This is a genomic window from Micromonospora sp. NPDC005172 (genome assembly GCF_040608555.1).
Classification (GTDB): Bacteria; Actinomycetota; Actinomycetes; order Mycobacteriales; family Micromonosporaceae; genus Micromonospora.
In genome coordinates this window covers 30,979-45,740 of the sequence record NZ_JBEXIL010000023.1, presented here as the reverse complement: position 1 = coordinate 45,740, position 14,762 = coordinate 30,979, and the positions used below count along the sequence as shown (strand labels likewise).

General features: G+C 73.2%; 11 protein-coding genes. 4 read left to right on the top strand and 7 right to left on the bottom strand.

Annotated elements, in window-relative coordinates:
• Positions 1–89: 89 nt before the first annotated feature.
• The gene (locus tag ABZV06_RS17685) at positions 90–3,623 is read left to right on the top strand and encodes an adenylate/guanylate cyclase domain-containing protein (protein WP_355236978.1); all 3,534 of its coding nucleotides are present in this window, start codon (positions 90–92) and stop codon (positions 3,621–3,623) included.
• A gap of 13 nt (positions 3,624–3,636) precedes the next feature.
• On the opposite strand, the gene ABZV06_RS17680 is transcribed toward ABZV06_RS17685, so the two are convergent.
• Positions 3,637–4,317: a lysophospholipid acyltransferase family protein gene (locus ABZV06_RS17680; protein ID WP_355236511.1), complete on the bottom strand. Its 681-nt coding sequence runs from the start codon at positions 4,315–4,317 to the stop codon at positions 3,637–3,639.
• A gap of 503 nt (positions 4,318–4,820) precedes the next feature.
• Here ABZV06_RS17680 and ABZV06_RS17675 point away from each other — a divergent pair.
• Together ABZV06_RS17675 and ABZV06_RS17670 are read left to right on the top strand one after the other, a co-directional pair.
• Positions 4,821–5,681 (top strand): DUF308 domain-containing protein, encoded by an 861-nt coding sequence (locus ABZV06_RS17675; RefSeq protein WP_355236508.1) that lies wholly within the window; start codon positions 4,821–4,823, stop codon positions 5,679–5,681.
• Between the two features lie 322 nt (positions 5,682–6,003).
• Complete coding sequence (locus ABZV06_RS17670) at positions 6,004–7,485, top strand: trehalose-6-phosphate synthase (protein ID WP_355236505.1); 1,482 nt, start codon at positions 6,004–6,006, stop codon at positions 7,483–7,485.
• A gap of 7 nt (positions 7,486–7,492) precedes the next feature.
• Here the strand turns inward: ABZV06_RS17670 and ABZV06_RS17665 are convergent, their stop codons facing one another.
• From ABZV06_RS17665 to ABZV06_RS17640, 6 genes are all read right to left on the bottom strand, one after another.
• Positions 7,493–8,305 carry an alpha/beta fold hydrolase gene (locus ABZV06_RS17665; protein WP_355622586.1) on the bottom strand — a complete coding sequence of 271 codons (813 nt, stop codon included), beginning with the start codon at positions 8,303–8,305 and terminating at the stop codon, positions 7,493–7,495.
• 52 nt (positions 8,306–8,357) lie between these two features.
• The gene (locus ABZV06_RS17660; protein ID WP_355236499.1) at positions 8,358–9,764 is read right to left on the bottom strand and encodes an NAD(P)-binding domain-containing protein; all 1,407 of its coding nucleotides are present in this window, start codon (positions 9,762–9,764) and stop codon (positions 8,358–8,360) included.
• A gap of 112 nt (positions 9,765–9,876) precedes the next feature.
• Positions 9,877–10,569: an endonuclease/exonuclease/phosphatase family protein gene (locus ABZV06_RS17655; RefSeq protein ID WP_355236496.1), complete on the bottom strand. Its 693-nt coding sequence runs from the start codon at positions 10,567–10,569 to the stop codon at positions 9,877–9,879.
• Positions 10,570–10,582: 13 nt separating this feature from the next.
• Positions 10,583–11,530 carry an ROK family glucokinase gene (locus ABZV06_RS17650; protein WP_355236493.1) on the bottom strand — a complete coding sequence of 316 codons (948 nt, stop codon included), beginning with the start codon at positions 11,528–11,530 and terminating at the stop codon, positions 10,583–10,585.
• A 79-nt stretch (positions 11,531–11,609) separates the two neighbouring features.
• Positions 11,610–12,302 (bottom strand): hypothetical protein, encoded by a 693-nt coding sequence (locus ABZV06_RS17645; protein WP_355236490.1) that lies wholly within the window; start codon positions 12,300–12,302, stop codon positions 11,610–11,612.
• A gap of 31 nt (positions 12,303–12,333) precedes the next feature.
• Positions 12,334–12,789: an SRPBCC family protein gene (locus ABZV06_RS17640; RefSeq protein ID WP_355236487.1), complete on the bottom strand. Its 456-nt coding sequence runs from the start codon at positions 12,787–12,789 to the stop codon at positions 12,334–12,336.
• 151 nt (positions 12,790–12,940) lie between these two features.
• Here ABZV06_RS17640 and ABZV06_RS17635 point away from each other — a divergent pair, with 151 nt between their 5' ends.
• Entirely contained in the window at positions 12,941–14,755 is a 1,815-nt protein-coding gene (locus ABZV06_RS17635; protein ID WP_355622583.1) for a long-chain fatty acid--CoA ligase, read from the top strand.
• The last annotated feature ends 7 nt before the right edge of the window (positions 14,756–14,762 follow it).

The following is a 14,762-nucleotide window of genomic DNA, read 5'->3' as shown; positions in this document are numbered from 1 at the left end:
ACTGTCCACAAACCAACAGGCCGGTACCTGACAGCCCGTCCGACGGCGATACTCCTTGTGGGTGACGGCGCTGGGGGGCGCCGGCCGGTATCGCCAGTGGAGGGTGTGTCATCGCCGCGCAGTGTGGGCGCTGTGGACGCACGGCCGCCGACGGTGACCGCTTCTGCGGTGGCTGCGGCGCCGAGCTGGGTGCCGTCTGCCCACATTGCCTGCGTCCTCTCGCCTCGGACGTCGCGTTCTGCACCTCCTGCGGGTCTCCCCGACCGGGCACGGACCGGTCCGCCACGCTCGCCCCGCAGGAGGACCGCCGGCGGGTGAGCGTGCTCTTCGTCGACCTCATCGACTTCACCCCGTACGTCGAGCGGGCCGACCCGGAGCAGGTCCGTGGCATGCAGACCGGCTTCTTCTCGGCGGCCCGCCGGGTGGTCGGCCAGTACGGCGGGGTGGTGGAGAAGTACATCGGCGACGCGGTGATGGCGCTCTTCGGCGCGCCGATCGCGACCGAGACCGACGCGCTGCGCTGTGTCCGGGCGGGGCTGGAACTGCAACGGGTGCTCACCCGCTTCGCGCCGACCGGCAGCACCGAGATGCGGTTCCGGGTGGGCGTGGCCACCGGCGAGGCCCTGGTCGACGTGGCCGCCGCCCGCGACGGCGGGCAGGCGATCGTCGCCGGCGACGTGGTGAACACCGCCTCGCGGATGCAGTCGGTCGCGCCGCCCGGAGGCGTGCTGGTCTGCGGCACCACGCACGCCCTGACCAAGGACGCGATCCGCTACGAGGAGCAGCCCCCGGTCACCCTGCGCGGCCGGTCGTCGCCGACCGAGGTGTGGCTCGCCCTGTCTCCGGTGCGCCGCCAGCCCACCGACCGGGAGCCGGACACCACGCCCCTGGTGGACCGCGAGCACGAGCTGGGCATGCTGGTCAACGCCCTGCACCGGTCTCTGCGTGACCAACTGCCCCAGGTGGTGACGATCTTCGGCCGGGCCGGGATCGGCAAGAGCCGGCTGCTGCGCGAGCTGTACCGGCACACCGGCCGGCTGGTCGACGAGCCGCTGACCTGGCGGACGGGGCGCTGTCCGCCCTTCGGGGAGAACGTCACGTTCGCCGCGCTCGCCGACATCGTCAAGTCCGAGGCCGGCATCCTGGACACCGACCCGGCCGCGAGCGCGGCCCAGCGACTGGGTGCCGCGGTCGGCGAACTGATCGGGCCGGGCGAACGCGACCGGGTGGTCGACGCGCTGCGCCCACTGGTCGGGCTGCCCGGTACGCCGCTGCCGGCGGAGGAGGCGGAGTCGGCGTGGCGACGTTTCCTGCTGGCGTTGGCGGCCCGCCGCCCCACCGTGCTGGTCTTCGAGGACCTGCACTGGGCCGACGACGCGATGCTGCGCTTCGTGGAGCTGCTCGGCGCGGCCGCCCGCGACGTGCCGCTGCTGCTGCTCTGCACCGCCCGCCCCGAGCTTGTCGACCGGGACCCGAGCTGGGCCGGGACGATCACGGGTTCGGTGACCATCACCCTGCCGCCGCTGCGGGACACCGGCATCGCCGCCCTGTACGCCCACCTGTTCGGCCAGGCGGCGTTCTCCGCCGACATGCTGACGCCGCTCATCGAGGTGGCCGGCGGCAACCCGCTCTACGCGCACGAGTACGTCCGGATGCTGATCGAGCAGGGCGCGTTGCGCCAGTCCGGGCGGGGCTGGTCGCTGGACAAGCAGCTCGAACTGACCATGCCGGAGAGCGTGCACGCGGTGATCGCCAACCGCGTCGACCTGCTGGACGCCAAGGACCGGGCGGTGCTGCTCGCCGCCTCGGTGGTCGGGGTGCAGTTCTGGCCGGGCGCGGTGGCCGCCGCGCTGGGCCAGCCGGTCGAGTCGGTCGAGCGCGCGCTGCGCCGCCTCGAACAGCGCGACTTCGTGCACGAGCAGGCCGCGTCGACCATGGCCGGGCAGGCCGAGTTCCGGTTCCGGCACGTGCTGGTGCGCGACGTCTGCTACCAGCGGCTGCCGAGAACCGAGCGGGTGGCGCGGCACGAGCGGGCGGCGGACTGGCTCGACGCGCTGTCGCAGAGCCGCGACACCGACCTGGCCGAGGTCCTCGCTCACCACCGCTGGGCGGCCCACGAGATCGCGCGGTCCCTCGGCATGGCGATCCAGCGGTACGCGGGGCCCGCGCGGCAGGCGCTGCACCGGGCGGCCCGCCGGGCGTACGCCCTGCACGGGCTGGATGCGGCGGCGAGCCACGCGGGCCGGGCGCTGGGTCTGGCCGACGACAGCGATCCGGTGGGCCGGCTGCAACTGGAGCTGCTGAGTACGGAGATCTCGTTCTACCGGGACGGCAACGCGTTCCTCTCCGGCGGCGGGACCGAGCAGGTGCACGCGCTGGCCGACCGGCTGGCGGCGCACGGCGACGACGCGTGCGCCGCACGGGCGTGGACGCTGCTCGGCCAGGCAGCGTGGCTGCGCGCCGAGCGGGGTGAGGCGCTGGCCTGCCTGGACCGGGCGGTGCAGCTCTTCGAGCCGCTGCCGGACAGCCCGCAGAAGGCCGACGCGTACGCCGAGCTGGGCCGCCTGCACATGCTCAACTACGAGCGCGACCCGGCCGTGTCGGCGGCGGACACGGCGGCGGAGATCGCGGAGCGGCTGGGCCTGACCGAGACCCGCACCAACGCGCGGATCACCGCGGCCACCGCCCGCTACCAGGCCGGCGACCGGGTCGGCCTGGACGAGTTGCACGCGATCGTCGAGTTCAGCCGGGCCGGCCAGCTGCTCGCGCTGCCCCGGGCCACCCAGAACCTGGCCTGGGCCATCCGCGAGGAGGGCGACTGGCTGCGCTCGAACGCCCTGCTCTCGGCCGCGCCGGCGCGTACGGCCAGCGGGCAGACGTTGACCACCAGCTATTCGGCCGAGGCGATGCGCGCCTGGTTCGAGGGTGACTTCGGCCGGCTGCTCGCCGCGGCGGAGGCGTTCGTGGACACGCCGACCGGCAGCTGGGACATGCAGGTGCGGGGTTTGCGCTGCTGCCTGCTCGTGCTGCGCGACGACGAGGACCCGGCCGACCTGGTCGACGCGCTGACCACCGCCCGGCGCAGCGGCTTCCACCGCCTGCGCTGGACGATGCTGGGCATGGCGGCACTGTGCCGGGCGTTGCAGGAGCGCCACGCCGAGGCGGCGGAGTTGATCGACGAGCTGGAGCGCTCCTGGTCGGAGGTGCCGGCGCTCGCCAGCGGCGAGTGGATCGCCGCGGCCGCGTACGCCGGCGCCCTGGCCGGCCGGGACGCCGCGGTGCGGGTCCGGGCGATGCTCGACCGGGTCGGACATCGGACGCCGTGGTCGGAGGCGGCGCTGCGCACGGTGACGGCTGCGGTGGCGGCGGCCGACGGCGACCACCGACGGGCGGCCGAGCTGCACCTGGCCGCCGCCGAGACGTACGGACGGATCCCGGACACGAGCGACCGCGTGCTGGCGCTGGCGCTGGCGGCCGCGGAGCTGAGCCGTGCGGGCGACCCGGCGGGCGCACGAGCGCCGCGCGCCGAGGTCCGCACCTTCGCGCTGCGCAACGACGCCCCGGGCCTGCTGGCGCTGGCCGGGAGGCCGGTCAGCCCGACCGGGCCGGCCGTCGCCTGCTGACGCACGGCCTAGGCTAGGCGGCCACCGGCGTCTTGAGCTTCTGCGCGTAGATGTCGACGTACTCACGGCCGGTGAGCTCCATCAACTCGTACATGATCTCGTCGGTGACCGCACGCTCGACGAACCGGTCGCCGGCCATTCCCGCGTAGCGGGAGAAGCCCAGGGGTACGCCGAAGCGGACCCGCACCCGGCCGATCCTCGGGATGAGCCTGCCGGGCGGCTGGAGTTCGTCGGCGTTGAGCATCGCCACCGGCACCACCACCGCGCCGCTCTCCAGGGCGAGCCGGGCCACGCCGGTCTTGCCCCGGTAGAGCCGCCCGTCCGGGGAGCGGGTGCCCTCGGGGTAGATGCCGGCCACCCCCTGAGCGCGCAGCACCCGCAACTGGGTGTCCAGAGCGGCGCGGGCGGCCTCGCCGCCGGAGCGGTCCACCGGGATCGTGCCGGTGCCGACGAAGAACATCTTCATGAACCAGCCCTTGATCCCCTTGCCGGTGAAGTACTCCGCCTTGGCAACGAAGGTGACCCGCCGCGAGACGATCAACGGAATGAAGATCGAGTCGAAGAAGGAGAGGTGGTTGCTGGCCAGGATCACCGGGCCGGTCGCCGGCACGTGGTGCAACCCCTCCACCTGCGGCCGGAAGATCAGCTTGAGCAGCGGACCGAGGATCACGTGCTTCAACAGCCAGTAGAGCACCGGCGTCCTTTCCGAGGGGGCCCACGACAGCGCCGGGCGCGTCGCCGACGAGCCTACGAAGCGAGCGCTCGCACCACAACGGACGGACGCCCACCTCGGCACGCCGCGCCTCCTGCCGACGACCAGCGGACCGGACAGGCGCGCGGAGATCCGCGCAACATCAGCGTTGATGCTGCTTCCCGGACGCCGCAGGCAGCAACAACAGGGAAACTGCTCGGACCCTTGCGAGCGACGCGAGGGTTGTTCCGCCCCAGGGGCGCGAACCTCGCAGCTCACCAGCGCGCCATGCGGTCGAAAGCGATCATCGAGATAGCACGTCTCGCGCAACAACGGACAAAGAGCCACGGCCGTGACCAGCGGGAGCGCCCCTGAGTTTCCAAGACGCGACACAACGCACTCCCGGAACCGGCCCCTGACGTGTCACGATTCAGAGCACGGCGTGCGGACGGGCGTCGAGGGGGCAGGGTGGCCGCGCCGCAGGGCGCGTTGAGGAGGATTGCCGGGTGTCAGCGGGTGGGGCCCGCCGGGGACGGCGGGACAACGGGCTCGACGCGAGCGAGTACGCCGTGGTCGGCGACGTCGATCCGCGCGTCGGCGAGCACCTGCTCGACGTCCTGGCCGCCGGGGGGATCGCCGCCTACCTGCAACCGTCGGCCGACCTCAACCCGGTCACCCGCACCACCACCGTCCCGGCGCGCCCGGTCGACCGGCTCTACGTCGACCGTTCGCACCTGAGGACCGCTCGCGACTACCTCACCCAGCTCGCCGACGAGAGCGCCCCGGAGCAGCCACCGGCCCGCGACGAGCCGGACATCGACGCCGAGTGGGCCCGGATCGTGGCCGGCTTCCACAGCACCTCCCCCAGCACGGACGAGCGGCCGTGGCCGGCCGCGGAGGACGTGGACGAGCGCGACGACCAGGACACCCGGGACGAGCCGACCGCCGGACCACTCGCCCGCTCCGGCGCCGACGAGGCCGGGCCGACCGCGACCGACGTCCGTCGGCTGCCGTCGGCGACGGACTTCTCCGGCATCTCGGTCGGCCGCAACACGCGGGACGACGAGCCGTCGCTGCTCGATGGTCTGGACACCTTCGGCGCCGACCTGCCGGACGACGACGAGGACACCTACCACCCGCCACCGCCGCCACCGCTACCCCGCGTCTCCAAGTACGCGGTCGTCGGCGCGCTCGCGGTGGTCGTCGGGTTCGTGCTCTTCCTCTTCCCGTCGCTGCTCCCGGTGGACCGCTCGGCCGTCACCCTGTTCGGGTTCACCGGCATCCTGGCCGGATTCGTCACGCTCATCTGGCGGCTGCGGCCCGGCGACGAGGAAGACGACGACCCGGACAACGGCGCGGTCGTCTAGGGCCTGCTTCATAAGAACTGGCCGGCCTGCGGCGGGCCCGGACGACGACCGGCGGCGTTGCGGTTGGGTCCGGATACAACATCGGTATCCGGACCCAACCGCGCCTTGCCGGATCGCCGCCCGGACTCCGCCTCGGCTCGGCCGCCCTTATGAAGCAGGCCCAACCCGGCCCGTATCGCGGGACACGACCGCCCTCACTCTGGGCGTAACAGTGGTGTAACTTACTGTCAGTAGGAATACCGCTGCACGTCACTTCCCCCGCTGACTGACCGGTTTTTCCTTGCTCGTGGCGGTCAGTCCTCTGCTGATCGGAATGCCCGAGATGCGAAAGAGCTCTCTCGTGGTGGTGGCCAACCGCCTCCCCATCGACGACAACCAGGCCCCCGACGGGGCCTGCGAGTGGCGGCGCAGCCCCGGTGGGCTGGTCAGCGCGCTACACCCGCTCCTGCGGCACACCCCGGCGATCTGGGTCGGTTGGGCCGGCGGCACCGGCTCCGCGCCCGCCCTGCCGGACGTGGACGGCGTCCACATGCACACCGTCGCCCTCAGCCAGGAGGACCTGCGCGACCACTACGAGGGGTTCGCCAACGCGACCCTCTGGCCGCTCTACCACGACGCCGTTGAGCAACCCGAGCACCACCGCCGGTGGTGGGAGGCGTACCAACGGGTCAACCAGCGGTTCGCGGAGGCGACCGCCGAGGTGGCCGAGCCGGGTGGCGTGGTCTGGGTGCAGGACTACCACCTGCAACTCGTACCCGGGCTGCTGCGCGCGCTGCGCCCCGACCTGCGTATCGGCTTCTTCCTGCACGTGCCGTTCCCGCCGCCGGAGCTGTTCATGCAGCTACCGCGCCGGGCCGAGCTGCTGCGCGGCATGCTCGGCGCCGATCTGGTCGGCTTCCAGCGCGCCCAGGCGGCGCACAACTTCGCCCAACTGGTCACCCGCGTACTGGAGCTGCCGGCAACCGACCGTCGGATCGGGATCGACGACCGGGTGGTCCGCATCGGCGCGTTCCCCGTCTCGATCGACACCGCCGAGATGGCCGCCCTCGCCGCCCGCCCCGACGTGGCCGCCCGCGCCCGCCGCCTCCGCCAGGACCTCGGCGACCCTCGGCAGGTCATCCTCAGCGTGGACCGGATGGACTACACCAAGGGCATCGAGCAGCGACTCAAGGCGTACAGCGAGCTGATCGCCAGCGGCGACGTCAAGGTCCGCGACACGGTGCTCGTCCAGGTCGCCATGCCGAGCCGGGAACGCGTCGGTCAGTACCAGATCCTGCGCGAACGCATCGAGCGCGAGGTGGGCCGGATCAACGGCGAGTTCGGGCGGGTCGGTGAGCCCGCCATCCACTACCTCACCCAGCCCTTCGACCGGGCCGAGCTGGCGGCGCTCTACCGGGTCGCCGACGTGATGGCGGTGACCCCGCTGCGCGACGGGATGAACCTGGTCGCCAAGGAGTACGTCGCCGCGCGGGTGGACGACAGCGGGGCGCTGCTGCTCAGCGAGTTCGCCGGCACCGCCGCCGAGCTGTCCCAGGCGTACCTGGTGAACCCGCACGACCTGGAAGGGCTCAAGCAGGCCCTGCGGACGGCGCTGCGGGCCGACCCAGCGGACGCCACCGCCCGGATGCGGGCGATGCGCGCCCACCTGCACGAGCACGACATCCGCGCCTGGGCCCGCTCCTACCTGAGCGCGCTGGACGAGACCGGCGCGCTGGTCGGCCGCCTCACCAGCACCGACGGCACCGCCCGGGTGCCTCGTCCGGCGACCCGGGCGACCATCGCCACCCAACACACCGGCGGCTGACCGGCGCTCACCGCCCGGTGGGCTCCTTCTCCAGCCAGTCCAGGATCGCGTCTATCGGCTCGGCCCAGCGCGCGTCGAGCATCAGGTCGTGCCCCATGCCGGGGAAGAGCAGCGGCGCCGACCCGTACCGGCGGGCGATCCGCGTCAACGCCGACGCCGGCACCACCCGGTCGTCCGGGCTGCCCAGCACCAGGACCGGAGGCTCACCCACGGCCGGCTCGGCCTGCGGCTCACCCAGCAGCGCCCACTGCGCCCGCCGACCGGCCCGGCCCAGTCGCGCCACGTGCCGTCGGGCGTCCTCGTCGGGCAACTCCCGGCTGAACAACTGCGCGCGGCTGAGCCGCAGCGGTCCGCCGAACACCGCCGGCAGCGTCCCGGCCGGGTTGCGGCGCACCGCCGCCCCGAGCACCCCCCAGCCGCCGAAGACCGGCGCCACCAGCACCGCGCCGCGCGCCGGGTAGCGCGCCAGCGCGTGCGCCACGACGAGCGCCCCGGCGCCGTGCCCCACCAGCACCGCCTGGCGCGGCAGGCCCGCCGCCACCTGGGTCACATCGTGCGCGTACGCCCGCAGCGTCGCCTCCGGCGCCGGCTCGCTGCCGCCGTGCCCCCGCAGGCTCAGCGCGTACGCCGGGAAGCCCCGCGACGCGGCGTGGCCCAGCCAGTGCTCCGCGAACGCCCACGCGCCATGGCCGAACCCGGGAACGAAGAGCAGCGGCGGACGCCCCTCCTCGACCTCGGGTACGGCGCTGAGCACCTCACGCCGCGCCGGCCGGACCGGGCGAGCCCACTCCCGGCCCCGCATGATCCGCAGCTCGGTCATTGATCCAGCCTTTCGTTCGCGACTGCGGGGCTCGCAAGCTCACTCCTCGCGCTCACTTGCCCTCCAGCTCGACCAGGGCGCGCTGGACGGCACGCAGGTAGTCGGCGTGCCCGACCTCGAACCAGTGCCGGCTGCTGTCCTTGACCTGCCCCGCGTACCGCTCCCCGGCCCGGTCCCGTACCCGCTGCGCGAACGCCGTGGCCCGCTCGGGTCGCTCCTGTCGCGCCCGGAGCAGGCGCGCGAAGAGCACCGTCTGCCAGTGCGACAGCGCGAAGAGGCCGGAGTCCGGCTGCACCAGGCCGGCGACCGCCAGCGTGGGGTGCCCCGGCGTGAAGGCGTTGAGCCAGAGCGTGGGACGGCCGGTGCCGGCGCTGTCGCCGAACACCGACGCGTCGAGGAACTCGAATCGCGGCAGGTAGCCGGTGGCGAAGATGACCAGCTCGGGGTCGATCTCTCGGCCGTCGGCCAGCTCCACGGCGTACGGGTGGAACCGGGCGATGTCGGGCACCGGGCCGATCCCGCCGTGGCCCACGTAGTAGACGAGCTGGCTGTTGGCGATGGGATGCGTCTCGTACACCCGATGGTCGGGCTTGGGCAGCCCGAAGCGGGTGAGGTTGCCGACGGTCAGCCGCATCGTCCAGTGGTAGAGCCACTGCCGGACCCGCAGCGGCACCCGCAGCGCCAGCAGCGCGTCGTTGATCTGGTCGGCCGGACGGCCGAGGACGTACTTCGGGGCGTACCAGTAGCCACGCCGGGTGGAGTGCCAGCAGCGCGACGACTGCTGGGCGGCCTCGACGGCGATGTCACAGCCGGTGTTGCCGGCACCGACCACCAGCACCCGCTTGCCGCGCAGCTGCGCCGGGTCCTTGTAGGACGACGCGTGCATGATCTCGCCGCGGAACTCCTCCAGGCCCTCGTAGCGGGGCAGCTTCGGCGACCAGTTGTGCCCGTTGGCGATCACCACTGCGGCGTACCGGGACGTACGCTCGGGGCCGTACCCGCCGGTGGAGCGGGTGGTCACGTCCCACCGCTCCCCCGGCGCGGGCTCGACCCGGACGACCTCGGTGCCGAACCAGACGTGCGAGCGCAGGTCGAAGTGGTCGGCGTACCGCTCGAAGTACGACAGGAGCTGGCTGTGGTGCGGGTAGTCCGGCCAGGAGTCCGGCATCGGGAAGTCGGGGAACTGGGTGAACGGCTTGGACGAGATCAGGTGGGTGCTCGCGTACACGGGGCTGCGGTCGTGCCGCCAGTTCCAGGCGCCGCCGACGCCGGTCTCCCGTTCGTAGCAGTCGACCCCGAACCCGTGCTCGCGCAGGTTCTTGATGGCCGTCAGGCCGCTGGCCCCGGCCCCGATGACGCAGACCGTGTCGCCCCGGTCGGAGAGCGCGCGGCCGTCACCGCTCTGCGCGGACGGGATCGCATCCGGGTCGGGCCGGCCCTGGTCGGTGGAGGTGGACACCGGGACATCTCCTTAGGTGCGGCACGGGTGCCGGTCGCCGCGAAATCCTCTCCACATCGGAGCCGGATGTCCAGCCCTGGCGCGGACCGATCGGCGGCCTCGACGGGTGGGGTCAGGCCGTGGTGGGCAGCAGCAGGTCGACGAGGACCGGGAAGTGGTCGCTGGCCCGGCGGGTCTGCGGGGTGTCCACCACGTCGTAGTCGACGACGCTGATCCGAGGGTCGACGAAGAGGGCATCGATCCGGCGGCGCGGGTCCGCGCACGAGTAGGTGAGCCGTTCCGCCCGGTCGGCCGCGATCGCCGTGTCGGTCAGGCCGCGCGCCACCGTCGCCCAGGCCGGCCCGTCCGGACCCTCGTTCAGGTCGGCGCCGGCCACCACCGGGCCACTCGCGGCGTCCAGCCCGCGCCGGAACTCGGCGGCCTGCGCCGGCCGCTCGGCCGGGTCGGTGGACAGGTGCGAGCCGGCGAGGGTGAAGCGGGCGTCGCCCACGCGGCAGTCGGCGTACGCGGCACCGCGCAGGTGCCGGCCCGGGGTCAGCGGGAAGCGCTGGCAGCGGGTGCCGCGTACCTGCACCCGGAGGCTGGTCAACAGCAGATTGCCCAGGGCGGGCAGACCTCCGGCGGCCACCACCAGGCCGAACGACTCCGCCAACGTGGCCGACTTCTGCCGCCACCGGAACCGGCGCGGCCCCTCCTGCACGATCACCACGTCCGGCTTCGCGGCCCGCACCACCTCGGCCAGCGCGGCGGTGTCGTCGCGCTGGCTGTGGATGTTGTACGACACCACCCGCAGCGGTACGCCCATCTCCTGGCCGCCCTCAGATCCGGCGGGCCAGGTCGGCGGCGCCGATCACCCCGGCGCTGTTGCCCAGCTCGGCGGGGAGCACCTCGGCCACCGGCAGGCGTCCCCGCTGGGCCAGCGCGTCGAGGTACGACCGCCGGGTCGGGCCGAGCAGCAGGTCACCTGCGTCGATCACGCCGCCGCCGACGACCAGGGTCTGCGGGTCGAGGATCTGTGCCATGTCGGCGAGGCTGGTGCCCAACCACCGGCCGATCTGCGCGAAGGCCTCGGCGGAGACCGGGTCGCCGCCCTGCGCGGCGGCGGTCACCATGTGACCGGTGATCGCCTCGGTCTCGCCGCCGGCCAGTTCCAGCAGCGCGGTGGCCCGCTGCGGTTCCTGTCGCGCACCGGCACGGGCGAAGCGGACCAGGGCGCTGCCGCTGGCGTACTGCTCGATGCAGCCCAGCCGCCCGCAGCCGCACTGGTGGCCGTCCGGCACGGCCAGCATGTGGCCCAGCTCCGCGGCGATGCCGTGTGCGCCGCGCATCAGCTCGCCGCCGAGGACGATGCCGCCGCCGACGCCGGTGCCGATGGTGAACATGATCATGGAGTCGTCGGCGGCTCGGGCGGCGCCGTAACGGAACTCGGCCCACGCGGCCACGTTGGCGTCGTTCTCCACGATCACCGGCAGGCCGACGGCGGCGCTGACGTACTCGCGCAGCGGCTCGTCGCGCCAGGCCAGGTTGGGGGCGAAGAGCACTGTCGAGCGGGTGGCGTCGATCCAGCCGGCCGCGCCGATGCCGACCCCCTCGACCGTCCGCCCGGCAGCCAACTCGTCGACCAGCTCGATGATGACGTCGCGGGTCTTGGCGACGTCGTCGGCGGGGGTGTCCCGTCGGCTCTGCACGAGGACCTTGCCGGTGTCGTCCACGACACCGCCGGCCACCTTCGTGCCACCAACGTCGACTCCGATGGTCAGCGTCACCGCCGCCGCTCCCCTCTGCTGTGCTGTCCGGCCCGCGCGTGCCACGAGGCACGCCGGTCCGGATCGCGATGTCCCGCGCTCAGGCGCCGCCGCCCGACGCGTCCGCGCCGGTGTCGTCGGACGCCCGCGACGCGGGCACCACGGGTCGGCTGGTCGGCACCGGCGCGGCCACCGCCCCGGCGTCGTCGACGGGTGGCGCGGTGGCCGGGGCGGATGTGTCCGCCGTCCGGGTGGCGACCGACCAGACATCCCGCTCCGGCGCCGGCTGAGAATCATGCCCGGTGCGGGTGGCATCGCGCCACACGTGCTCGTCGACGGCCTCTGCCGGCCGGGCGGTCCGAGCGCGTTCCGGTGCCTCCTCGGCGCCGCCCGCAGCGGGCGTCGCCCGCGACGACGCGGACGATCCCGGCGCGGTCGCGGCCGAGGACTCCGGCGGCGCGAACGCCCGGAGCAGGCTGGCCACACCGGCGGCGAGGTCTCCCGCGCCGGTGGCGAGACGTTCGGCGAATTCCGGACTCGGATCGCGCAACGCGGCGATGCCACGACAGACCGGGCAGACGCAGCATTCGGCCGAACCGGTGGCGAAACCACCAGTTGCCCGTGCATCACCCCCCGGAGCGGCACTGTGACCGAGGACACCCGCCAGCACCCCGCCCAGCGGGCCGAACGCGCCGCCCGCCGCCCCTGCGGACGCCAGTCGCGCCCCCGCGAGCAGGGTGGCCACCAGACGCTCCGCCTCTTCCCGGGCCGAACCCGGATCCGTTCCGCCCACCCTCGGCTCCTCTACCGTGCCGCCGGACGCGTCACTGCGCCGCACCGGATGCTTCTACCCGGCGCTTGAGCTGCTTCAACGCGGTGTCCATGATCATCTTTTCGGCCTTGCGCCGGAACATGCCCAGCATCCCCACGGACAGCTCGACCTCCAGCGTGTACGTCACCGTGGTGCTCCCGTCCGGGTTGCCCACCAGGTCGTACGAGCCACGCTGACTCTTCTGCATCTTCGAGGGGGCGACCAGGTGCCACTCGACGCGGGACAGGTCCTCGGCGTACTCGTAGGCGAGCACGTACTCGTCGGCCATCACGCCGGCGTCGATGGTGAAACGCACCTGGCTGGCGTAGCCGTCCTCGTACTCCTCGATCACCTCGGCACCGCGGACCGCCTCGGTCCACTCGGGGTAACTCGGGAAGTCACAGATGACCGCCGCCACCCGCTCGGGTGACGCGCCGATGATGATCGACTGGGTGGAGGAGTCCGCCATGGGGGGAGGCTACCCGGCTGGCACGGTCCACACGCCGAGCCGCCCCCGCCGCGCCCCTGCCTACCCCACCCGAACCGCTCGACGGGTAGGTTTCGACACAGCCGACGCCCTCGGCGGCCGGCCCGGCCAGTGCGAGCACGAAGGAGTGCAGGTGCGCGAGTTCTCCGTCCCGCCGATCGTCACCGTTGGCGACGCGGCCAACCTCACCGATCCGGTCTGGGACAACGCCGAGGCCGCGCCGGACACCGTCCAGTTCGCCCGCGCCACCCCCTCCCCCGAGGGCAGCGGCACCACCTGGGCCGAGGTGACCTGCCTGCAGTTCCGCGACGAGGTGACGGCCGTGGCCCGGGGCCTGATCGCCGCCGGCATCCAGCCGGGCGACCGCGTGGCCCTGATGAGCCGGACCCGCTACGAGTGGACGCTGCTCGACTACGCCATCTGGGCGGCCGGCGCGGTCACCGTACCGATCTACGAGACCTCCAGCGCCGAGCAGACCGCCTGGATCATCGCCGACTCCGGTGCGGTCGCCGCCGTGGTGGAGTCCGGCGCCCACGCCGACCTCATCGCCGGCGTCCGGGACCGTCTGCCCGACCTGACGAACGTCTGGCAGATCGAGCAGGGCGCGGTCGACGAGCTGGTCAGCGCGGGCGCGGCCGTCGAGGCGTCCGAGGTGCAGCAGCGCCGCAAGGCCGTCCGCGCCGACGATCTCGCCACCATCATCTACACCAGCGGCACCACCGGCCGCCCCAAGGGCTGCGTGCTGACCCACCGCAACATGTACGCCGACGTCGCCAACGCGGTGCCGGTGCTGCCGAACCTGTTCAACGCCGGGGCGAGCACCCTGCTCTTCCTGCCGCTGGCGCACGCCTTCGCCCGGCTCATCCAGATCGGCGTCGTGCAGGCGCGGGCCACCCTCGCGCACTGCGCCGACACCGAGAACCTGGTCGGCGAGCTACAGGCGTTCCGGCCCACCTTCGTGCTGTCCGTACCCCGGGTGTTCGAGAAGGTCTACAACGCGGCCAAGCAGAAGGCCGAGGCCGACGGCAAGGGCGGCGTCTTCGCCCGCGCCGAGCAGGTCGCCATCGCGTACAGCGAGGCTCTGGAAACCCCGCGCGGGCCCGGCCTGGCGCTGCGCGCCCAGCACGCGGTCTTCGACCGGCTGGTCTACCGCAAGCTGCGCGCCGCGCTCGGTGGGCGGTGCCGCGACGCGATCTCCGGCGGCGCGCCCCTGGGCGCGCGGCTCGGCCACTTCTTCCGCGGCGTCGGGGTGACGGTCCTGGAGGGGTACGGGTTGACCGAGACGTCTCCCGCCGCCGCCGCGAACCTGCCCACCGGCACCCGGATCGGAAGCGTCGGCCGGCCGCTGCCCGGTGTGACGGTCCGGATCGAGGACGACGGCGAGATCCTGATCGCCGGCGAACTGGTCTTCCAGGGTTACTGGCACAACGAGACCGCCACCGCGGAGGCGCTCAGCACCGACGGCTGGTTCCGCACCGGCGACCTGGGCCAGCTCGACGCCGACGGCTACCTGAGCATCACCGGCCGCAAGAAGGAGTTGATCGTGACCGCCGCCGGCAAGAACGTCGCCCCTGCGGTGCTGGAGGACCAGGTCCGGGCGCACCCGTTGATCAGTCAGTGCGTCGTCGTCGGGGACGCGAAGCCGTTCATCGCGGCGCTGGTCACCATCGACGAGGAGGCGCTGCCGACCTTCCTGTCGAGCGCCGGACTGCCCTCGGACACCACTGTCGAGGCGCTGCGCGACCACGAGGGCCTGCGCGCCGAGGTGCAGTCCGCCATCGACACCGCCAACCAGGCCGTGTCCAAGGCCGAGGCGATCAAGGTCTTCCGGATCCTGCCCCGGGACTTCGCCGAGGCCACCGGTGAGCTGACCCCGTCGCTCAAGGTCAAACGCCAGGTCGTGCACAAGACGTACGCGGCGGAGATCGCCGACATCTACCGCGGCTGACTACGAT